At 65.6% G+C, this 20,092-nt stretch carries 14 protein-coding genes and 7 pseudogenes; 11 read left to right on the top strand and 10 right to left on the bottom strand.

Translation table 11 applies throughout. The annotated features are described in order from the left end of the window. Positions 1-94: 94 nt before the first annotated feature. Positions 95-1,030 (bottom strand): helix-turn-helix domain-containing protein, encoded by a 936-nt coding sequence (locus tag OWR21_RS06875; protein WP_332394851.1) that lies wholly within the window; start codon positions 1,028-1,030, stop codon positions 95-97. A gap of 215 nt (positions 1,031-1,245) precedes the next feature. Here OWR21_RS06875 and OWR21_RS06870 point away from each other — a divergent pair. The 6 genes and pseudogenes from OWR21_RS06870 to OWR21_RS06845 form a co-directional block, all read left to right on the top strand. Then, positions 1,246-2,007, top strand: a pseudogene (locus OWR21_RS06870) (GntR family transcriptional regulator); the annotation flags it as partial. A 15-nt stretch (positions 2,008-2,022) separates the two neighbouring features. Next, positions 2,023-3,747 carry a fumarate reductase/succinate dehydrogenase flavoprotein subunit gene (locus tag OWR21_RS06865; protein ID WP_332394875.1) on the top strand — a complete coding sequence of 575 codons (1,725 nt, stop codon included), beginning with the start codon at positions 2,023-2,025 and terminating at the stop codon, positions 3,745-3,747. Between the two features lie 2 nt (positions 3,748-3,749). Beyond that, positions 3,750-4,016 carry a 4Fe-4S dicluster domain-containing protein gene (locus OWR21_RS06860; protein WP_147216272.1) on the top strand — a complete coding sequence of 89 codons (267 nt, stop codon included), beginning with the start codon at positions 3,750-3,752 and terminating at the stop codon, positions 4,014-4,016. Between the two features lie 7 nt (positions 4,017-4,023). After that, positions 4,024-4,977: pseudogene (locus tag OWR21_RS06855) on the top strand (HEAT repeat domain-containing protein); the annotation flags it as partial. After that, positions 4,957-5,259, top strand: coding sequence for a gamma-butyrobetaine hydroxylase-like domain-containing protein (locus OWR21_RS06850; protein WP_332394874.1), 303 nt, complete (start codon positions 4,957-4,959; stop codon positions 5,257-5,259). The pseudogene OWR21_RS06855 and the gene OWR21_RS06850, both read left to right, overlap by 21 nt. A gap of 96 nt (positions 5,260-5,355) precedes the next feature. After that, positions 5,356-6,344 (top strand): annotated as a pseudogene (locus OWR21_RS06845) (aliphatic sulfonate ABC transporter substrate-binding protein). A gap of 49 nt (positions 6,345-6,393) precedes the next feature. Here OWR21_RS06845 and OWR21_RS06840 read toward each other — a convergent pair. Further along, on the bottom strand, positions 6,394-6,957 hold the full coding sequence (locus OWR21_RS06840) for a YbhB/YbcL family Raf kinase inhibitor-like protein (RefSeq protein ID WP_332394850.1): 564 nt from the start codon (positions 6,955-6,957) through the stop codon (positions 6,394-6,396). A gap of 178 nt (positions 6,958-7,135) precedes the next feature. On the opposite strand from OWR21_RS06840, the gene OWR21_RS06835 reads away from it, so the two are divergent. Together OWR21_RS06835 and OWR21_RS06830 are read left to right on the top strand one after the other, a co-directional pair. After that, positions 7,136-7,696 (top strand): YggT family protein, encoded by a 561-nt coding sequence (locus tag OWR21_RS06835; RefSeq protein ID WP_332394849.1) that lies wholly within the window; start codon positions 7,136-7,138, stop codon positions 7,694-7,696. A gap of 70 nt (positions 7,697-7,766) precedes the next feature. Continuing rightward, entirely contained in the window at positions 7,767-7,949 is a 183-nt protein-coding gene (locus OWR21_RS06830) for a glycine zipper 2TM domain-containing protein (RefSeq protein ID WP_027679263.1), read from the top strand. 39 nt (positions 7,950-7,988) lie between these two features. On the opposite strand, the pseudogene OWR21_RS06825 reads toward OWR21_RS06830, so the two are convergent. Next, positions 7,989-8,965, bottom strand: a pseudogene (locus OWR21_RS06825) (GlxA family transcriptional regulator). A gap of 134 nt (positions 8,966-9,099) precedes the next feature. Here OWR21_RS06825 and OWR21_RS06820 point away from each other — a divergent pair. Further along, the gene (locus tag OWR21_RS06820; RefSeq protein ID WP_147216282.1) at positions 9,100-9,759 is read left to right on the top strand and encodes a cysteine hydrolase family protein; all 660 of its coding nucleotides are present in this window, start codon (positions 9,100-9,102) and stop codon (positions 9,757-9,759) included. A gap of 4 nt (positions 9,760-9,763) precedes the next feature. Here the strand turns inward: OWR21_RS06820 and OWR21_RS06815 are convergent, their stop codons facing one another. Further along, complete coding sequence (locus OWR21_RS06815; protein WP_147216284.1) at positions 9,764-10,294, bottom strand: hypothetical protein; 531 nt, start codon at positions 10,292-10,294, stop codon at positions 9,764-9,766. 299 nt (positions 10,295-10,593) lie between these two features. Here OWR21_RS06815 and OWR21_RS06810 point away from each other — a divergent pair. Next, positions 10,594-12,377: pseudogene (locus OWR21_RS06810) on the top strand (IlvD/Edd family dehydratase). A gap of 21 nt (positions 12,378-12,398) precedes the next feature. Here OWR21_RS06810 and OWR21_RS06805 read toward each other — a convergent pair. After that, positions 12,399-13,415, bottom strand: coding sequence for a LacI family DNA-binding transcriptional regulator (locus OWR21_RS06805; RefSeq protein ID WP_332394848.1), 1,017 nt, complete (start codon positions 13,413-13,415; stop codon positions 12,399-12,401). A 97-nt stretch (positions 13,416-13,512) separates the two neighbouring features. Then, a complete protein-coding gene (locus OWR21_RS06800) occupies positions 13,513-14,268 on the bottom strand; it encodes an IclR family transcriptional regulator (RefSeq protein WP_147216287.1) in 756 nt (251 codons plus the stop codon). 139 nt (positions 14,269-14,407) lie between these two features. On the opposite strand from OWR21_RS06800, the pseudogene OWR21_RS06795 reads away from it, so the two are divergent. Next, positions 14,408-15,588 (top strand): annotated as a pseudogene (locus OWR21_RS06795) (fumarylacetoacetate hydrolase family protein). Here the strand turns inward: OWR21_RS06795 and OWR21_RS06790 are convergent. The 4 genes and pseudogenes from OWR21_RS06790 to xylG all read right to left on the bottom strand — a co-directional run bounded on the left by OWR21_RS06790 (position 15,579) and on the right by xylG (position 20,063). Continuing rightward, a complete protein-coding gene (locus OWR21_RS06790) occupies positions 15,579-16,484 on the bottom strand; it encodes an SMP-30/gluconolactonase/LRE family protein (RefSeq protein ID WP_332394847.1) in 906 nt (301 codons plus the stop codon). The pseudogene OWR21_RS06795 and the gene OWR21_RS06790 overlap by 10 nt on opposite strands. Continuing rightward, positions 16,481-17,248 carry an SDR family NAD(P)-dependent oxidoreductase gene (locus tag OWR21_RS06785; RefSeq protein WP_332394846.1) on the bottom strand — a complete coding sequence of 256 codons (768 nt, stop codon included), beginning with the start codon at positions 17,246-17,248 and terminating at the stop codon, positions 16,481-16,483. The genes OWR21_RS06790 and OWR21_RS06785 overlap by 4 nt, the downstream gene beginning before the upstream one ends. A 46-nt stretch (positions 17,249-17,294) precedes the next feature. After that, complete coding sequence (locus OWR21_RS06780) at positions 17,295-18,497, bottom strand: sugar ABC transporter permease (RefSeq protein ID WP_332394845.1); 1,203 nt, start codon at positions 18,495-18,497, stop codon at positions 17,295-17,297. Beyond that, positions 18,494-20,063: pseudogene (gene xylG, locus OWR21_RS06775) on the bottom strand (D-xylose ABC transporter ATP-binding protein). The gene OWR21_RS06780 and the pseudogene xylG overlap by 4 nt, the downstream one beginning before the upstream one ends. Positions 20,064-20,092: the final 29 nt, after the last annotated feature.

Genomic DNA, 20,092 nt, shown 5'->3' with positions numbered 1-20,092 from the left:
GGTCAAGCGATATCCGTTTTGATATCAGATGACGTGTTTGCGCATCGTGCAGCGCACCAAAATTGCGCAAGACGATGGCCGACTTGCAGCCCGCTCAGCCAGATTCGGCCAGGGATGCCGCCACGTGCGAGAAGGCCACGCGCTGGCGCCGGAAGTCATTGGGCGACAGGCCCTGGCGGCGGCGGAACACCACCGCAAAATGGCTGGCGCTTTCAAAGCCCACCGCGGTTGCGATCTCCAGGACGGACATGCGCGTCTCGGTCAGCAGACGGCTGGCAAGCTGCAGGCGGCGCTCGGTCACGTACTGGTGCGGCGTGCGGCCGCTGGCCTCTTTGAAGCTGCGGGCAAAGTGGTGAACGCTGAGGTCCGCAATATGGGCCATGTCGCGCACGCTGATGGGCTGCGTCACATTGGCTTCCACAAACTCCATCACGCGGCGCAGGACATGCGCGGGCAACGACGCGCGCGTGGCGATCTCCTTGTTCCGCTGGGCGCTGTCGCGCGCCTCTTCCAGATGCGTGCAGGCGCGCACGATGATGCGCATGGCGCCGCCCATCACCGTGTCGTTCATCCACGCGCGGTCTGGCCTGGATGACGACAGGCTGCAGAAGACGATCCAGGTGGAGCGGGGCGTCATCTGATGGCGCAATGGCGCGCCCCAGACGATGCCGCTGTGCAGGTTGAAGCGGGCCAGATCGGCGAAGAAGGTATCGACGCGGGGGTCGGTGTGGTCCGTGCCCACGCGTTCATGCAGGTAAGGAATGTCCCACGCCAGGGGCAGGCCGCAGTCCCCTTGCAGCGCGATGCGCGGGTCGATCTCGAAATGGCGCTGCTCCAGATAGCGCTCTTCCCAGCCGGCGGGGGAATTGGTGTTGTAGAGCACGCGTTGCTCGCCCCGCTGCTTGCCCGCCTCGCCGATGTATTCCATCAGGCCAAACGAGAGCCACTCGAAGCCGACGTCGTGCATGGCTTGCCGCAACGTATCGGCAAAGCCGGCAGAAAAGTCTTGCAGGCGTGCGCCCTGGTCCATCACCCGTATCCGTTGTTTTCGTGCGCCGTCTGAGGTGCGGCGCTCCGTGCATCAGATGTCGACCCGCGTGCGCCGCGCGCGGGCGCAAAACGATCTCGCCACTATAGCGGCGGCTCGCGTCAAAAACCGAGCATGCATATCGAAAAAGCTTCGTTCCGCCGCATACCTCCGCTTTTTACACTGGGCGCACTTGTTATGACGAGTTGCGCCCATCGATGACCACCTCTAATTTGCACCGCCAACCTGCCCCGCTCTATGAGCGCATCAAGGGCACGCTGCGCGAGGGCATTCTCAGCGGCCGCTACGCGCCGGCCTCGCTGCTGCCTTCGGAGGCGGCGCTGGGCGAGCAGTTCAACGCCAGCCGCATCACCGTGCGCCAGGCGCTGGCCGATCTGCAGAACGAAGGGCTGATCTTCCGCCGCCACGGAAAAGGCACGTTTGTGAGCCAGCCGAAGGCCTTCCAAAACGTGACCGCGCTGCAGGGCTTTGCCGAGGCGATGTCGGCACAAGGTCACGCGATTCGCAATCGCGTGCTGACGCTGCGGACCGTCCCGGCGCCGACCGACGTGGCGCAGGCGCTGCAGTTGGCGCCCGGCACGGCCGTCGTGGAGTTGCATCGCGTGCGCTTGCTGGACCAGTTGCCCGTGTCGCTCGAGGTGACGTGGCTGCCGGAAGCACTGGGCAGCGTCGTCGCCCGGGCGGACCTCGTCACGCGCGATGTGTTTCTCGTGTTGGAGCAGGACGCGGGTGTGGCGCTGGGCCACGCGACGTTGGCCATCGATGCGGCATTGGCCGATCACGCGACAGCCACCGCGCTCGACACGGGCGCAGGCGCGGCACTGCTGCGCGTAGAACGCCTGACGCACGACGCACAGGGCGGGCCCATCGACTTCGAACGCCTTTATTTTCGCGGCGACGCCTTCCAGTACCGGCTTCGGCTGGATCGGCAGGTGGCGGCGCATGCGCAATCCATCCTCCTTGCAAGGCACCGTATGAACACGTTGGAACTGGAGTACGACCTCGTCGTCGTGGGCGGCGGCACGGCCGGCCCGATGGCAGCCATCAAGGCAAAAGAACGCAACCCCGCGCTGCGTGTGCTGCTGATCGACAAGGCGCACGTCAAGCGCAGCGGCGCCATCTCGATGGGCATGGACGGGCTGAACAACGCGGTCATCCCCGGGCATGCCACGCCTGAGCAATACACGCGCGAGATCACGCTGGCCAACGATGGCATCGTCGATCAATCGGGCGTGTATGCGTATGCGCAGCACAGCTTCGCCACCATCGAACAACTCGACCGCTGGGGCGTGAAGTTCGAGAAGGACGAAACCGGCGACTATGCCGTCAAGAAGGTCCATCACATGGGCAGCTACGTGCTGCCGATGCCCGAAGGGCACGACATCAAGAAGGTGCTGTATCGGCAGCTCAAGCGCGCGCGGGTGGAGATCACGAACCGCATCGTCGTCACCCGTGTGCTGACCGATGCCGAGGGCGCGGCCTGCGGCGTGCTCGGCTTCGATTGCCGCACGGCGGATTTTCTCGTGGTGCGCGCAAAGGCCGTGGTGCTGAGTTGCGGCGCCGCCGGGCGGCTTGGCCTGCCGGCTTCCGGCTACCTGATGGGCACGTACGAGAACCCCACCAACGCGGGCGATGGCTACGCGATGGCGTATCACGCAGGCGCGGAGCTGTCCAACCTGGAATGCTTCCAGATCAACCCACTCATCAAGGACTACAACGGCCCCGCCTGTGCGTATGTGACCGGCCCGCTGGGCGGCTACACCGCCAACGCGCGCGGCGAGCGCTTCATCCAGTGCGACTACTGGAGCGGCCAGATGATGTGGGAGTTTTACCAGGAACTGCAGGGCGGCAAGGGGCCGGTGTTTCTCAAGCTCGACCACCTGGCCGAAGAAACCATCCAGACCATCGAGACCATCCTGCACACCAACGAGCGCCCGAGCCGCGGCCGCTTCCACGCAGGGCGCGGCACCGACTACCGCACGCAGATGGTGGAGATGCACATCTCGGAAATCGGCTTCTGCAGCGGGCACAGCGCGTCTGGCGTGTATGTGAATGCGCGCGCGGAAACCACCGTGCCTGGCCTTTACGCGGCGGGCGACATGGCCGCCGTGCCGCACAACTACATGCTCGGCGCATTCACGTACGGCTGGTTTGCGGGGCAGAACGCGGCGGACTACATCGCCGGCCGGCAAGGCGACGCCCGCGTCGACGACGCGCAAATCGAACGCGAGCGCACGCGCATCTTTGCGCCGCTGCAACGCGATCATGGCCTCGCGCCTGCGCAAGTGGAATACAAGCTGCGCCGCATGGTGAACGATTACCTCCAGCCGCCCAAGGTCACGCGCAAGATGGAAATCGGCCTGCGGCGCTTCGACGAGATTGCCGAAGACATCACGCACCTGCACGCACGCAATCCGCATGAGCTGATGCGCGCGATGGAAGTCAGCTTCATCCGCGATTGCGCCGAGATGGCCGCGCGCGCCTCGCTCTTCCGCACCGAAAGCCGCTGGGGCCTGTATCACCATCGCGTGGACTACCCCGAACGCGACGACGCCAATTGGTTCTGCCACACACGCTTGTACAAGGACGCACACGGCGCCATGGCCAGCCGCAAGCAGGCCGTCGAGCCGTATGTCATCCCTGTCGATGTGCTCGGCACCGATTCCTACGCGCACATGCGCATTCCGAAGGCTGCATGACCATGCAACAGACGACCGTTCATTTCGCCCACACGCCGCACGACATCACCTCGCGCAGCAGCGCGCCCGTCACCATCGACGAAGCCAAGTGCATTGCCGACAAGGGCTGCACCGTGTGCGTCGATGTCTGCCCGCTCGACCTGCTCGCCATCGACCTGACCAAAGGCAAGGCTTTCATGCAGTTCGACGAATGCTGGTACTGCATGCCGTGCGAGCAGGATTGCCCGACCGGCGCGGTGAAGGTCGACATCCCGTATCTGCTGCGCTGAGGCCGCGATGACGACAACCCTCCTGGCGCGCCTGCACGACGCGGACGCCGCCACCCGCCGCGTCGCCCTCCTCCAGCTTGCCGATGCGGAAGACGCCGACGTGCTGCCCGACGTGATTGCGCTGCTTGCGCAGGACCCGGCGCCGGAAATCCGGCTCGAAGCCGCGCGCATCCTGGCGACCTGGGAACAGCCGGATACCGTGGCCGCCCTTGCCCGCGCGCTGGAAGACGCGGATGGCACCGTGCGTGACGCGGCGGCAATCGGCCTGGCGGATTTGAAATCGCCCGACTCGGCGCGCGCGCTGCTGCCTTACGTCGACCATGCCAGCGCCTTTGTGCGCGCCGCCGCGTTGCGTGGGCTGCGTGAGCTGCGCGTGCCCGAGAGCGAAGCGCCCGCGCTGCACGCGCTGCAAGACGCTGACGCCGCCGTGCGCCGCGAGGCCGTTGCGGTGCTCGGCTGGCGCAAGCATGTGGGCGCATTGCCTGCGCTGGCGGAGCGCGCACGTCATGACGCAGATGTCGACGTGCGCCGTGCCGCAGTCGGCGCCCTCGGCCTCGCCACCGATGCCGCCGTGCTGCCCGCGCTGCTCGCTGCGCTGCATGACACCGCCTGGCGCGTGCGCGAGGAGAGTGCCAGCACGCTCGGCAAGTTGCGGGCGCTTGCTCCCGATGCGCATGTCACGCAAGCGTTGGTCGAGGCGCTGGCCGATGCGTATTGGCAAGTCCGCCTGCAGGCCGCCCGGGCGCTCGGCCGTTGGCGTGCTGCGCATGCCGTCGATGCGCTCGCCGCGTTGCTCACGCACCCGATCAGCAATCTGCGCAAGGAAGCCGCGCTCGCCTTGGGCGAAATCGGCGAAGCCTCTGCCCTGCCCGCCCTGCGCAGCGCAGAAACCGATGGCGACCCGGAAGTCGTCAAGGCGGTGCGGATTGCGCTAGCACAAATCGAGAGCGCCCGTGCAACCCCTGAGCGCATCGACAACGACGTCGCACAAGGCCGGCTGCGGCTGCACTGGGCAGACGCCGTGGTTGCACTCGACCACGCGGCGTTGCGCGCGGCGTGCCGCTGCGCGGAGTGCCAGTTCAAGCGCCATCACGGCACGCCGATCAACGTGCCGGCCGACGTGCGAGTCACCACCATCGCGCCCGCGGGTTACGGCGTGCAACTGGTGTTCAGTGATGGACATGCGCGTGGCATCTATCCGTGGGCCTATCTGGCTGAACTGGCTGCCATAGCAACAGGCTGACGCAGCCGCGTCTATCCACATGCAATCTTGTTCGTTCCTTCGCGTGTGCGCGGTCCGTAGCATCGACCGCACAACACCTGACTCGCTGGAGGAATCATGCAAACCCAATCGCCCCATACCACCACATCGTCTGGCCGACGACGCTGGCTTGCCGCGCTACTGGGCGCCGGCCTCGCTCTGAGCGCAGGCCTCGCCCAGGCCGCAGACCCGGCCGGCACGGTGCGCGTCGGCTTTCAGAAAGCGGGGCTGCTGGCCGTGCTCAAAGCACAGGGCGCACTCGACAAACCGCTGGCTGACCTTGGCTACAAGGTGGAATGGAAGGAATTCCCCGCCGGGCCCCAACTGCTAGAAGCGCTCAACACGGGCAGCATTGACTTTGGCTACACCGGCGCGCCGCCGGCCGTGTTGCGCAGGCTGCAGGCGCGCGCCTTGTCTACGTGGGGCCGAGCCCGGCGGCAAGACGAACGAGGCGCTCTTCGTGCTGGACAGCTCACCCGCGCACAGCGTGGCGGACCTGAAAGGCAAGCGCATTGCACTGCAGAAAGGCTCCAGCTCAACTACCTGCTGGTGCAGCTGCTTCGGCGCGCCAACCTCACGGTGCAGGACATTCAGCCGATCTACCTGCCGCCGGCCGAGGCGCGGGCCGCCTTCGAGAGCGGCGCGGTCGATGCGTGGGTCGTGTGGGATCCGTATTACGCGCTGGCACAGAAGGCGTTGAAGACGCGCACGCTGGGGGATTTCAGCGAGCTGCCGGTGTTCAACTTCTACGAAGCCACGCCGGAATTCGTGAAGACGCATCCGCGCGCGGTCAACGCGATCCTCGCCCAGTTGCGCACGGCCGGGCTATGGGTCAATCAGCATCCGCAGAAACCGCCGCCCTGCTGGCGCCCAAGCTCGGCATCGAACAGCCCGTTGTCGAGACCTGGCTGCGCCGCGTGCCCTACGGCGTCACGCCGGTCACGCCGCAGATCGTGGCCTCGCAGCAGCAGATTGCAGACCTGTTCCTGCAGCAGAAGCTGATTCCGAAACCGGTGAACGTGCAAAGCGCTGTCTGGCAGGCGAGCTTCCCGGTAGCTGGATTGTGAGCCGCTGGCGGCCGCGCACGGTGCGGCACCGTGAACGGCCTCTCATCGGTCAGAAGTTGCCGAAGCGGCCAATCCAGGCGGCGGCGCCTTTGCTATGCCCCTTGATGGCTGCATCGAGTTCAGCCCGCGTAAGCCCATTGGGCAACGCGTCCGGCGCCAGATCCGTGGCGATCAGCACAAAGACGTAGTGGTGCATGCCCGTGCCCTTGGGCGGACACGGCCCCAGATACGCCGGCTTGCCGATGGCGTTCTGGCCCATGCGCAGGGCATTGCCCGTGCCGGCGCCTTCCGGCAGGCTCGTCTGCGTAGCGGGAATGCCGTAAGCCATCCAGTGGTTCACGCCCAGGCCGCCTGCGCCCTGCGGGTCGGTGGCAATCAGCACGAGGCTGCTGGTGCCGGCCGGAACGTTCGACCAGTGCAGCGGCGGCGAGACGTTGTCGCCCGTGCAATTGGCATTGGCCGAGTTCTTCCCGGCGTACTTGCGGTCCATGACGCCGTTGTCGGCAAAGGCAGGCGATTCGACGGTGAACGTGGTATCGGCCTGCGCATGCACCTGCGGCACGGCAGACAGGCACGCCAGCGACAACAACGCGCGAAACAAGGTGGGTTTCAAGGCGGGTCTCCTCACAGGGAAAACAGCGAACGGGCACCACAATACGCGAATGCGCCGCCGCTGCGCAGAGGCACCGGCGCACAGATCCCCGTCAGATTGCCGTGCGACAATACCGCGCCCCAGCACGCGCGTTTGCCGCGCGCTTTTTGCCTGACCTGACCATAGGAGAACCGGACGCATGTTCGGCGATATCACGCGTTTTCTGCTCGACACGATCTTCTCGCTCTTTGGCGCGGCGCTGCTGCTGCGCGCCTGGACGCAAGCGGTGCGGCTGTCACCGCGCAATCCGCTGTCGCAGGCCATCTTCCAGTTGACCGGCTGGCTGGTGCACCCGCTGCGCCGGGTGATTCCGGCGACCGGTTACATCGATTGGTCGTCGCTGGTGGCGGCTTACCTCACGGCGCTCGTGTATCTGTTCCTGCTGCTGGCAGCGGTTGGCTTGAGCCCGATTGCGCTTGTGCCGATGGGCTTTGTGGCCGCGCTGTTCACCGTGCTGAAGTGGGCGTTCAACGTCCTGGTGTGGGTGACCATTGCGTCGGCCGTGCTGTCGTGGATGGGCCCGGCATCGGCCATGGGCGCGGTGCTCAATACGCTGGTCGACCCGCTTTTGCGCCCGATCCGCCGCGTGGTGCCGCCGCTCGGCGGGCGGCTCGATCTGTCTCCGCTGATCCTGCTGGTGATTGCGCAGGTGATCGTGATCGCGCTGTCGCATCTTTCGCTGTCACCGCTGTTCATGTGAGCGCGGCACGCTTTGCTCGACTGAGGGATATGCCGGCCGCTGCATCTGGCCGGCGACTCAGGAGGACATCATGAATGCATGGAAGACAGCGCTGATATGCGCACTTGCCGCGCTGGCGCCCACGCTCACGGCGTGTACTGCCGGTGGCGCGGTGGCAGGCGGCGTGGCCGGCCACGAAATGACGCACAGCACGGCCGGGACGATCGGGGGTGCCGCAGCCGGCGCCGTCATCGGCCACGAGCTGAGCAAGTAAGCAACACACCACAGCGGCTGACCAGCCGCTTTTTTCTTTTCAGGCTTGCGCAAACAAGCCGCGGTAGGCGCTGGGCGACGTGTGATACGTCCGGCTGAAATGCTGCCGCAGCGATACCGCGCTGCCAAATCCCGCCAGTTGCGCAATCGCTTCGACCGGCTGGCGCGTGGTCTCCAGCATCCGCTGCGCATAGGCCAGACGCTGCCCCAACAACCATTGACCGACGGTGGTTCCCGTCAGCTCACGGAAGCGCCGCGTGAAATTGCGCCGGCTCATGGCCGCGCGCTCGGCCAGTGAGTCGAGCGAATGTGGCTCCGCGAGATTGGCTACCGTCCAGTTCAGCAGGTCCGACAGGCGATCGCCGCCGGGCGCATCGTGCAGCGGTTGCTCGATGTACTGCGCCTGGCCGCCCTGCCTGTGCGGCGCAACCACCAGCCGCCGTGCAATGCGGTTGGCCACCTCCGCACCATGCCAACGGCGCACGAGGTGCAGGCAACAATCCAGCCCGGCGGCCGTGCCTGCGGAGGTCACCAGACGGCCGTCGGCAGCGTCCAGATAGAGCACATCCGGCACAAGCTTCACACGCGGATAGCGCTGCGAGAACGCATCGGCGGCGCTCCAATGCGTCGTCGCCTCATGGCCGTCGAGCACGCCTGCTTCGGCCAGCACAAACGCGCCCAGGCAGAGGCCGACCACGGTGGCACCGCGTGCGTAGGCATCGCGCACCGCATTCACCATGGCTGCGGGGGCCGCTCGTCCGTATCACGCCATGACGGCACGATCAGCACGTCGGCGCGGGCGGCATCTTCCAGTGTGAAATCCGTCTGCACGGCAAACCCCGCCGTGGTGCGTAGGCCGCCCTTCCTCGCGGGCTCGCCGGCGCAGATTCGCAGGTCGTAGGACGGCAGCCCCGCCCAGACGCGGTCTTCAAACACAAGACACGGCACGGACAGGTGAAACGGGCTGATGTTATTGAATGCCAGAACGGCGATTTCCTGGGGCTGCTGCGTTTGCATACGGGCTCCGCGCTTTGGCCCGATTCTTTCGATAAACGTCTTCCGGGCCACTGTCGGGAAGGATAGCCATCCGCCAAGATGCTGTCCACGGGCTCACGCAAATGCCCGATCCAACCGACCTTGAGGAGTCAGCCATGACCACGAACAACGCCCCGAAGCGCGCCTTGATCGTCATCGATGTCCAGAACGAATATTTCACCGGCGGCCTGCCGATCGAGTATCCGGACCCGCAGCAGACCGTCGCCAACATCGGTGTCGCCATGGATGCGGCACGCGAGGCGGGCATTCCGGTGATCGTCGTGCAGCAGACCTCGCCGGCTAGTTCTCCGCTGTTTGCCATCGACACCGACGGCTGGCAACTGCACCCGGTGGTGGCATCACGCCCGCATGACCACTATCTGCGCAAGCTGCTGCCCAGCGCCTATCCGGAGACGGACCTGGCGCAATGGCTGGAAGCGCGTGGCATCGATACGCTCACCGTGGTCGGCTACATGACGCACAACTGCGATGCGTCGACGATCAATCACGCCCTGCACAACGGCACGGCGGTGGAGTTCCTGCATGACGCGTCGGGCGCGGTGCCGTATCAAAACCAGGCCGGCTTTGCGAGCGCGGAAGAGATCCACCGCGTGTTCAGCGTGGTGCTGCAATCGCGCTTTGCGGCGGTGATGTCGACCCAGGAATGGGTGCACAGCGTGAAGACCGGTGCGGCGCCGGTGCGCGACAACATCTACAAGTCGAATCAACGGGCGCGCGGGCTGCTCAAGGACCAGGTGGCACAGCAGGCAGCGTGACCGTTCAGCCGGCCGCGGCCTCGTCGGCCGGCAGAAACCCGCGGAACGACACTTCCACCTGCTCCACCATCGACGCCGATGTGGCTTCGCGCAGGGCCGCCAGCAATGCATCGAACGCGCTTTCCACGGAGGCGCGGTCGGTGGCCTCCACCAGGCGCTGGCGGATCGGATGCTCGGCCGAGCTGAATGTGCGCGCCGCAATGTCCATGAGATACATGCGCGCCGCCGCCAGCGAACGCTTGCGCGCCGGTCCAGCCGGCTTGGGTGTCGCAGGCTGCGGCGCGTCCACTTGAACGAAGACGGGCTCACCGGCTGCATCGGTTGCGCGCTGAATGAAGCCTGCGTGCATCAGCTCGAACACGGCCTGCGCTTCGAGGCCGAGCTGGCCGGCACGTACGGCAAGGTCCTCGCCCGTGACTTGCCCGTCCACCATGATGAGCAACGCGCGGCTTGAACGGCTGAGCGCGCCCCCGCGCGTGGCGATTTCACGTCGCCCTGCGTCAGTCTTTTCGAATCGTGCAGACAACCCCTGCATGGCAGCCCCCGTCTTCCCCCGAAGATCGGCACAACATAGGGCGGGTTGTTTGCAGAATCGTGAAACCGCAAGCCCTCCCCCACCAACCGGGGAGCGGCAAACGCTTGCGCTCAGGCAAGTGTCAGCAACTCCAAACACCCTTTCCGAAAGCAGGGCTGATAACACTCGCTATTGCCTGCGCCTTCTTCCGGCTCTACCATGCGTTGTTACCGGTACCAAAATTCCATCCCAGGCTTCCGGAAAGCGCCGCACCGATTCCCCGCAGAGGGAACCCTGTTCCACATAACAACCGAGACACCATGCCCGCCCAACCTCCACGCCGACTGCGCAGCCAGCTCTGGTTCGACGACCCGAGCCACGCAGACATGACCGCCCTCTACGTCGAACGCTTCATGAACTACGGCCTGACGCGCGAAGAGTTGCAGTCGGGCCGGCCGATCATCGGGATCGCGCAGACGGGAAGCGATCTGGCGCCATGCAACCGGCACCACATTGAGCTGGCGCAGCGGTGAAGGCCGGCATACGCGACGCGGGCGGCATTCCGATGGAGTTTCCGGTTCACCCGCTGGCCGAGCAGAGCCGCCGGCCGACCGCCGCGCTCGATCGCAATCTGGCCTATCTCGGTCTGGTCGAGATCCTCCACGGCTTCCCGCTCGACGGCGTTGTGCTGACCACCGGCTGCGACAAGACCACGCCCGCCTGCCTGATGGCCGCCGCCACGGTGGACCTGCCGGCCATCGTCCTGTCTGGCGGCCCGATGCTGGACGGCTGGCACGAAGGCAAACGGGTCGGCTCCGGCACCGTCATCTGGCATGCGCGCAACCGGCTGGCTGCCGGCGACATCGACTACGAAGGCTTCATGGAGCTGACCACCGCGTCGTCGCCGTCGATCGGCCACTGCAACACGATGGGCACGGCGCTGTCGATGAACAGCCTGGCCGAAGCGCTGGGCATGTCGCTGCCCGGGTGCGCCAGCATTCCGGCGGCGTATCGCGAGCGCGGGCAGATGGCCTATGCCACCGGCAAGCGCATCGTCGACCTCGTGCGTGAAGACATCCGCCCCTCGACGATCATGACGCGCGCGGCATTCGAGAACGCCATCATGGTGGCTTCGGCGCTTGGTGCGTCGACCAACTGCCCGCCGCACCTCATCGCAATCGCGCGCCACATGGGCGTGGAACTGAGCCTTGAAGACTGGCAACGCCACGGAGAATCGGTGCCGCTGCTGGTGAACTGCATGCCGGCCGGCGAATATCTGGGGGAGAGCTTTCACCGCTCCGGCGGCGTGCCCGCCGTGTTGCGCCAGTTGGACGCGGGCGGGTTGCTGCGGCGCGATTGCCGCACCGTGTCTGGCCGCACGATCGGCGCGATTGCCGATGCCGCGCCCGACGCCGACCGCGATGTCATCTTCCCTGTGGACGCGCCGCTCAAGCATCGCGCGGGCTTCATCGTCCTGTCGGGCAATTTCTTTGACAGCGCCATCATGAAAATGTCAGTGGTAGGCGAGGCATTCCGGCAGACCTACCTGAGCGAGCCCGGCGCGGAAAACGTCTTCGAGACGCGCGCAATCGTCTTCGATGGCCCAGAGGACTATCACGCCCGCATCAACGATCCGGCGCTGGCGATTGACGAGCGCTGCATCCTCGTCATCCGCGGCTGCGGAACGGTCGGTTATCCGGGCAGCGCGGAGGTTGTCAACATGGCGCCGCCGGCGGCACTGGTCAAGCAGGGGATCGAATCGCTGCCGTGCATGGGCGATGGCCGGCAGAGCGGCACATCGGCGAGCCCCTCCATTTTGAACATGTCGCCCGAGGCGGCGGCGGGTGGCGGCCTGGCGCTACTGCGCACGGGCGATCGGATTCGTGTGGACCTCAACGCGCGCAAGGTCGACGTATTGGTCGACGCGGAAGAGCTTGAGCGCCGGCGTGAAACCGCAACGTTCAGCGTGCCGCAGTCGCAAACGCCTTGGCAGGAAATCTATCGGCAGTTTGTCGGGCAGCTTTCGACGGGCGGATGCCTGGAGCCGGCAACGCTGTATCTGAACGTGATCGAGACGCGCGGCAATCCGCGGCACTCGCATTGACGGCGCGCATGAAGCAGCCCGCTATGCGCTCTCGCGTTCGACCACGCTGAAGTCGATGCGCGAGAGCTTGGGTGCGCCCGTGGCCTCGCCAACGCCCAGCGCATCGAGCAAGACCTCGCCCGTGCGCAGGCCGATGCCGTAAGCATCGACGGAAATCGTCGTGATGGTCGGATGGCAGCACCACGCGACTTCAAAGTTGCCGAAGCCCGCAACGGCAATGTCGCTGGGCACGGACATGCCGCGCCGGTGGCATTCCATGATGGCGCCGAATGCGGACATGTCGCTCACGCACATTACGGCATCGGTATCGGGCCACGCTTCCAGCAAAGCGGCCATCGCGGGGCCGCCGTGGCTCATGGTGATGGGTGATTCGCCCAGGCGGATCACACGCGGCTCACCCAGGCCAAGCGCCTTGATTCCGCTGACGTATCCACGCATGCGATCGGTGCCGCGCCGGTCCAGCTCGCTTGCGCCGCACAGGAAGCCGATGCGCCGGTAGCCCCGTTTGTGCAGGTGATGCACCATCGCGAGCGATGCCTTGGCGTTCGAGAACCCGACCGCCCTGTCGATCGGGCGCTCCGGCAGATCCCACATCTCGACGATCGGGATGCCGGCGCGCTTCAGCAACGCGCGCGTGCCTGCACTGTGGTGGCGTCCGGTCAAGGCAATGCCACGCGGCTGATGGCGCAGCAGCGACTTCACCAGCGCCTCTTCCTGATCGAGGTGGTAGTCGGTATCACCCAGCAGCAGTTGCAGGCCATGCGGCGCGAGCGCATCGCTCAGCCCGCGCACGGTGTCGGCAAAGTTGGAACTGGCCAGCGAGGGCACCAGCGCAGCGACGAATTCCGACCGGCCGCTGGACAGCATCCCGGCGGCGGCTGTAGCAACGTAGCCGAGTGCGTCGATGGCCTGTTGCACGCGCGCGCGGGTTTCGGGCGACACGCTGCCGCCTGCCAGCACCCGCGACACGGTCATCTTCGACACGCCGGCAACGCGCGCAACATCGGCCATGCGAGGGGGTGTGATGCCGGTGGTCATGAGAAACGCCTACGCGCCAAAGGAAAAGAGGACAGAAAAAGAGGAGTGGCGATCATAGCGGAAGCGGCCACCAAAGCGGCCACCAGGCAGCCCGCCGCTATGCCTGTGCGAGCGCGCGGCCGATGCGGTCCGCCATGCCAGCAACACCGACGACGAGGCGCTTCTCCCGGCGGGCGTCCAATCGGCTGACCGGCACGCTGGAACTCACCGCAACGCGCTTGCCGAGCGGCGTCACACCTACAAACGCCGCAAAGCAGGCCAGCCCCGCCACCACCTCCTCGCGCTCCGTCGCCAGGCCCCGCACGCGAATGCGCTCAAGCTCATCGAGCAAATCGGCGCGGCGCGTGGTGGTGCGCTCCGTCATGGCGGCAAGACGCGCCGGCAGCAGCGCACACACCGCTTCGTCATCGAGGCTCGCCAGCAGCGCTTTGCCGAGCGCGCAGCAATGGGCCGGCAGGCGCAGGCCAACGTCCGATACCAGGCGAACCGGCCGCGGCGCATCCTCCCGGGCGATATAGACGACCTCCGTGCCGTCAAGCACGGCAAGCTGCACGACTTCGTTGTGCGTGGCCACGAAGGCGGCGGATTCGCGCCGGAACGCGGCCAGCAAGCTGTCGTGGCGGAAATAGGCGTTGCCCAGCTCAAACAACGTCAAGCCGATCAGGTAGCCCTCGGCCCGCTTCTCGATCCAGCGGCGCTTTTCGAGCGACTCCAGCAGCAGGTACAACGTGCTTCTGGACATACCCGTCGCCTGCGCCAACGCCGCTGGCCGCACAGGAGACGTCGCCGCGCAGAGTATCTCCAGCACGTCGTGAATGCGCTTGAGCGCTGGCACCTCATAGTCTGTCTTCACTGAAAACCTGCCCTGTTCATGAGTGGCTAGATTGTCCAACAGGTTGGAAATTGCGTCACGTTGTTGGACACCCTGCGTCGCCCTCTCTACGATCACGCGGATTCCCTGGCAACAGGGGTGTCCAATTGACGGAGCGCACATGACCGACATCGCCAACTACTTGCCGCACGATCTTGAGCATGCAACGCTCGTCGGTCGGGTATGGCGCAGAACGGCCAACGGCGGGGGCCATCCGTCGTGGTGGTACGCAACGGTGTCGTTTTCGACATCACGGAAGCCGTGCCGACCGTGTCGGATCTGTTCGAGCATCCCGACGCAATGGCCGTCGCCCGGCAGGCACCCGGGGAAAACCTGGGCCGCGTCGAAGCGCTCGTCGAACGTTCCATGGCCGCCGACCGTGCAAGCAACGCTCCCACCCTGCTCGCCCCGAATGATCTGCAGGCGATCAAGGCCTGCGGCGTGACGTTCGCCGTCAGCCTGATCGAACGTGTGATCGAAGAACAGGCCGGCGGCGATCCGGCCAAGGCCCGCGACGTGCGCGAATCCATCGTCGGCGTGGTGGGCTCGGATCTTTCAAAAATCAAGCCCGGCTCCGATGCCGCCATGCGGCTCAAGGAAGAACTGCAGCGCCGGGGCGCGTGGTCGCAATACATGGAAGTCGGCATCGGCCCCGATGCGGAAGTGTTCTCCAAGTCGCAGCCGATGTCGGCAGTCGGGTTCGGTGCCGATGTGGGCCTGCATCCGGCCTCGCGCTGGAACAACCCGGAGCCGGAGATCGTGCTGGCGGTCAGCAGCGCCGGACATGTCGTGGGGGCGGCGCTGGGCAACGACGTGAACCTGCGCGACATCGAAGGGCGCTCGGCGCTGCTGCTGGGCAAATGCAAGGACAACAACGGCTCCTGCGCCATCGGCCCGTTCGTGCGCCTGTTTGACGAGCACTTCACGATCGACACGATTCGCACGACGCAGGTGTCGCTGCGCGTTGAGGGCGCCGACGACGGCTTCGTGCTCGACGGCGTGAGCCACATGAGCGAGATCAGCCGCGACCCGCTCGACCTCGTCGCCCAGACCTGTGGGCCGCACCATCAGTATCCGGACGGCTTCATGCTGTTCCTCGGCACGATGTTCTCGCCGATCAAGGACCGTGACGCGCCGGGCGCCGGCACGCATCACCTCGGCGACCGCGTGACGATCAGCGCCCCACCCCTCGGCGCGCTGGTCAACACGGTCCGCCTGTCGACGGAGATCGCACCGTGGACGTTCGGTGTGCGCGCCCTGTATCGCAACCTGGCTGCACGCGGGCTCGTCCGTCAGGATTGATCGGGCTTCGCTGCGGAAACGTCCACGGCACATTCCGTGGATGGAAGCCCCTTGACCGGCGCGCGAAACATAAACAAGCCGCCGGCAAGCGGCTCCTTCTGCAACGCCTCGTCCGTCAGGCCCTTCCGTGCGGTGGTTGCATAGACGGTCTGCAAATCATCGCCGCCGAACGCGAGCTTGGTGATGTTGGAACACGGAAAGGCGACGCGCCCGACGCATCGGCCGTCGGGTGAGAACCGCTCGATCCGGCCTCCGCCAAACAACGCGATCCACACGCACCCTTCTTCATCGACAGCCATGCCGTCGGGGTAGCCGGCGCCTTCGATTGTGGTGAAGACGCGCTTGCGTTCCAGGCTGCCGTCGTCACCGAGGTCGAAGGCGTAAACCACGCGCTGCAAGGTATCTGTGTGATACAGCGTGCGGCCGTCCGGGCTCGCGGTCGGGCCGTTCGTGATGACGTAGCCCGAATCGCGCACGCTCAGTCGGCCATCCCGACCGACGCGGTAGAGCTGCCCGCTCGCCTCGCGCTCCGCATCGTCCATCGAGCCGAACCACAGCGCCCCGGTGCGATCGATATAGCCGTCGTTCAGGCGGTTTCCCGGCCGATCGGTTTCGACGGGCAGCATGCGGCTGAAGGTAGCGCTTGCGAAATCGAACCGGTAGAGACCGCCCTGCACGCCGCAGACCCAGCTGCCGTCAACGCAGGGCAGCGCAAAGCCGATCTGGCCGGGCGCGACCCAACTGCGGCGCACATCGGTATCCGGGTCATAGCGATAGAGCCGCCGGCCCTTGATATCGACAAAGACCACGCAGCGCGACGCGGCGTGCCACACCGCGCCTTCCCCCAGCGTGGCACCGATGCGCCAGACGCATTCCGGATTGATAGGCGCCATCATCCGCCGTACCACCCGGCATCGACAAAGTATTCGCGCGCCGTGCAGCGGGCAGCGTCGTCCGATGCAAGAAACAACGCCATGCGCGCCACGTGTTCCGGCTCGACGCGTTCATGCAGACATTGCTCGCCCAGCAGCTTGGCTTCACTCTCGGGCGATTGCCAGAGCGCCATCTGACGCGGCGTGCGCACCGCGCCGGGCACGATGCAATTGACGCGAATGCCGAACCCGCCCAGATCGCGCGCCAGACCACGCGTCAGGCCCTCAATGCCGGCCTTGGCCGTCATGTAGATGGCGAGGTCCGGCTGGGCCAGGTGCCACGAGATGGACCCGAGGTTCAGGATCACGCCGTGCCCTTGCTTCTTCATGCCGGGCAGCACGGCTTGCGCGCAGAAAAACTGATGGCGCAGGTTCACCTCGATGCGGTTGTCCCAATACGCCGGCGTCACGGTTCCGATCTGATGGCGGTCATCGTTCGCGGCGTTGTTGATCAGGACGTCGATGGGGCCGGTGTCGGCCTCGATGTCCGCGAACGTGGCGTTGAGCGCGTCGATATCGCGCAAGTCGCAGTGGCGGAAGACCGGCGGATGCACGCATTCGCCCAGCGATGTCGCCAGCGCTTCGGAGTCAGCCCGCGCGATATCCAGAAACGTCACGCGCGCCCCCTGTTTCGCGAAGCCTTCAACGATGGCCGCGCCAATGCCGCTGCCGCCGCCGGTAATCACAACGTTCTTGTTAACGAGGCTCGGATAGATTGCATAAGACATAGGAGATTCCAGTTACAGCAAAAGAGGTAAAACCGATAGCGCAACCTCAGCGGCGGCCGGAGCGCGAGATGACATCGACCCAGACGGCCAGCACGAGAATCCCGCCCTTGACGATCATCTGCCAGTAGGCGTCGACGTCGAGCATCGACATGCCGTTGTCGAGGCTGGCCATGACCAGCGCGCCGACCAGCGCGCCGTACACGGTGCCTGCGCCGCCGCGCATGGAAGTGCCGCCGATGAAGCAGGCCGCAATGGCATCCAGCTCGCCCATGGTCCCGGCGGACGGTGAACCCGCCGCAAGACGCGCCGTATTGACGATGCCGGCAAACGCACACATCAGGCCCATGAGCCCGAAGATGGCAAGCTTCACGCGATCGGTGTTGATGCCCGACAGGCGCGTGGCCTCGAGGTTTGAACCCACGGAATAGATACGGCGGCCGAACACCGTCTGGCTGGCGATCCAAGAAAAAATACCGAGCAACGCCAGCACGAGCAGAACGGGCACCGGAATGCCGCCATAGCTGTTGAGCGTGGCGACAAACGCGACGATGACCAGACCCGCCACAATCAGCTTGGCGACGTCTTGCCAAAGCGGCGCAACGTCGAGTTCATAACGGCGATGCTCCCGCCGCTGCCGGACCACCACGAAGATCAACAGGCAGAAGATCAGCACCGCCATCAGGTCGCCCACGCGGCGCGGCAGGTAGCCCTGGCCGATCAGCACGAAGTTGTCGGACACCGGCGCAATGGTCGAGCCGTGCGTCAGGCCCAGCAGGATGCCGCGATAGGCCAGCATGCCGCCCAGGCCGACAATGAATGACGGAACGCCCCGGTAGGTCGACCACCATCCGTTGAACAGGCCCATGGCCACGCCGAGCAGCAGCACCACCGGCACCGTCGCGGTGATCGGCCAACCCAATCCTTGATCCAAAATAGCCGCCACGCCTCCGAGCAAGCCGAGCAGCGATCCGACCGAAAGATCGATCTCGCCCGCGATGATGACGAACACCATCCCGCAGGCCAGCATTCCCGTGATCGACATCTGCCGCAGCAGATTGGACAGATTGCGCGGCGAGGTAAACGCGCCGTTGGTCAGCATCGAGAAGAACAGCCAGATCGCGGCCACGGCGATCAGCAACGCGAGGATCTTGTAGCGTGCGAACAGTTGCCTCAGGCGCTGGCTTGCCTTGAACGTATTGCGCGAATCGCCGACCCCGCCGGCGGCTTGTGGGCTGGTTTGAGAAGTCATGCGTGACCTGCCTGATGGAAAGTGGGTGCGTGCCTGGGTGTGTTCCGGACGGGCTGAATGGCGGCGGTCAGAATGTGTTCCTGCGTCAGTCCATCGTTCACGAAGTCGCCGCGCAATTCGCCCTCGCCAATCACGAGCACGCGATCCGAAATGCCAAGCACTTCGGGCAGCTCCGACGAAATCACGATGATGGCCATGCCACGCTTAGCCAAGTCACCGATCAGCTTGTAGATCTCGTACTTGGCGCCGACGTCCACGCCACGGGTCGGCTCATCCAGAATCAGGACGCGCGGCTCCGTGAGCAACATTCGGGTGAGGACGGCCTTCTGCTGATTGCCGCCCGACAGGCTGGCAATCGGGAGCATCGGATGCGCGGCACGCACGGCAAGGCGCCGCATCTCCTTGCGGATCGTGTCGAGCTCGGCCGCGCCGTCAATGCGTCCTAAGTTGGCGAACCGCTGAAGGACGGCCAGCGTGATGTTGTGCCCGACGCTCATCAGCGAGACGATGCCGTGACGTTTGCGGTCTTCCGGCACCATGGCGATGCCCGCACGGATGGCGTCAAGCGGCGCGCGGACTTTCAACGGCTTTCCGTCAAGGACGAGCTCCACTTCACTGGCACCTTCATACGCGCCAAACACGGCCTGCATCAGCTCGGTGCGCCCCGCGCCGACCAGCCCCGCCACGCCGAGGATTTCGCCGCGGCGCACCGCGAAGGACACGCCGTCGACCCGCTTGCGCGCCGGGTTGTTGACGTCGTAGCACGTCACATTGCGCGCCTCGAACACCACCTCGCCGATGGGATGCGGTTCACGTGGGAACAGCTGCGTAATTTCGCGCCCGACCATCTGCGCGATGATGCGGTCGGTGGTGAGCGCATCCATCGGCGCGGTGGCCACATGGCGGCCATCACGGATGACAGTGACCGTGTCGCACACCGCCTCCACCTCATCGAGCTTGTGCGAGATGTAGACGCATGCAATGCCGCGCGCTTTCAGGTCTCGCACGATGTCGAGCAGGATGCGCGTCTCCGCCGCCGTGAGCGATGACGATGGCTCATCCAGGATCAGCAGCTTGGCGCGCTTGTTCAGCGCCTTGGCAATTTCAATCAGCTGCTGGTGGCCGCCGCCGTAGTGCATCACGGGCAGCGCCACGTTGATGCCCTGGATGTTCAGGTCGCGCAGCAGCTTGTCTGCGCCCTGGTACATGGCCGCGTAGTTCATGCGACCGCCTGGCAGCGTAATTTCGTTGCCGAGGTAGATGTTCTCGGCCACCGACAATTCCGGCACCAGCATCAGTTCCTGATGGATGATGACGATGCCGGCGCGCTCGGTGTCGCGAATGCCGCTTGCGTGGAGCGGCTTGCCCTCCCAGAGGATTTCGCCATCCCAGGTGCCGCTCGGGTAGACGCCCGAAAGCACCTTCATGAGCGTCGACTTTCCGGCGCCGTTCTCGCCGCACAGCCCCACACTCGCCCGGCCTCACGGCCAGGTTGATACCGTCCAGCGCCTTCACACCGTCGAACGTCTTGACGATGCCGCGCATCCGCAACAGAGGTTCAGACATGCCCCGTCCTTGAGGTACGAACGCGGCCG

The organism is Ralstonia sp. 1B3 (genome assembly GCF_036631435.1).
The sequence above is the reverse complement of the archived record's forward strand: the minus strand, read 5'-3'. Positions and strand labels throughout refer to the sequence as shown.

What these genes read in the sequence shown, in the direction of transcription:
- OWR21_RS06875 (WP_332394851.1), bottom strand. Translation starts at nt 1,030, where the DNA reads ATGGACCAGGGCGCACGCCTGCAAGACTTTTCTGCCGGCTTTGCCGAT.
- OWR21_RS06865 (WP_332394875.1), top strand. Translation starts at nt 2,023, where the DNA reads ATGAACACGTTGGAACTGGAGTACGACCTCGTCGTCGTGGGCGGCGGC.
- OWR21_RS06860 (WP_147216272.1), top strand. Translation starts at nt 3,750, where the DNA reads ATGCAACAGACGACCGTTCATTTCGCCCACACGCCGCACGACATCACC.
- OWR21_RS06835 (WP_332394849.1), top strand. Translation starts at nt 7,136, where the DNA reads ATGTTCGGCGATATCACGCGTTTTCTGCTCGACACGATCTTCTCGCTC.
- OWR21_RS06830 (WP_027679263.1), top strand. Translation starts at nt 7,767, where the DNA reads ATGAATGCATGGAAGACAGCGCTGATATGCGCACTTGCCGCGCTGGCG.
- OWR21_RS06820 (WP_147216282.1), top strand. Translation starts at nt 9,100, where the DNA reads ATGACCACGAACAACGCCCCGAAGCGCGCCTTGATCGTCATCGATGTC.
- OWR21_RS06815 (WP_147216284.1), bottom strand. Translation starts at nt 10,294, where the DNA reads ATGCAGGGGTTGTCTGCACGATTCGAAAAGACTGACGCAGGGCGACGT.
- OWR21_RS06805 (WP_332394848.1), bottom strand. Translation starts at nt 13,415, where the DNA reads ATGACCACCGGCATCACACCCCCTCGCATGGCCGATGTTGCGCGCGTT.
- OWR21_RS06790 (WP_332394847.1), bottom strand. Translation starts at nt 16,484, where the DNA reads ATGATGGCGCCTATCAATCCGGAATGCGTCTGGCGCATCGGTGCCACG.
- OWR21_RS06785 (WP_332394846.1), bottom strand. Translation starts at nt 17,248, where the DNA reads ATGTCTTATGCAATCTATCCGAGCCTCGTTAACAAGAACGTTGTGATT.
- OWR21_RS06780 (WP_332394845.1), bottom strand. Translation starts at nt 18,497, where the DNA reads ATGACTTCTCAAACCAGCCCACAAGCCGCCGGCGGGGTCGGCGATTCG.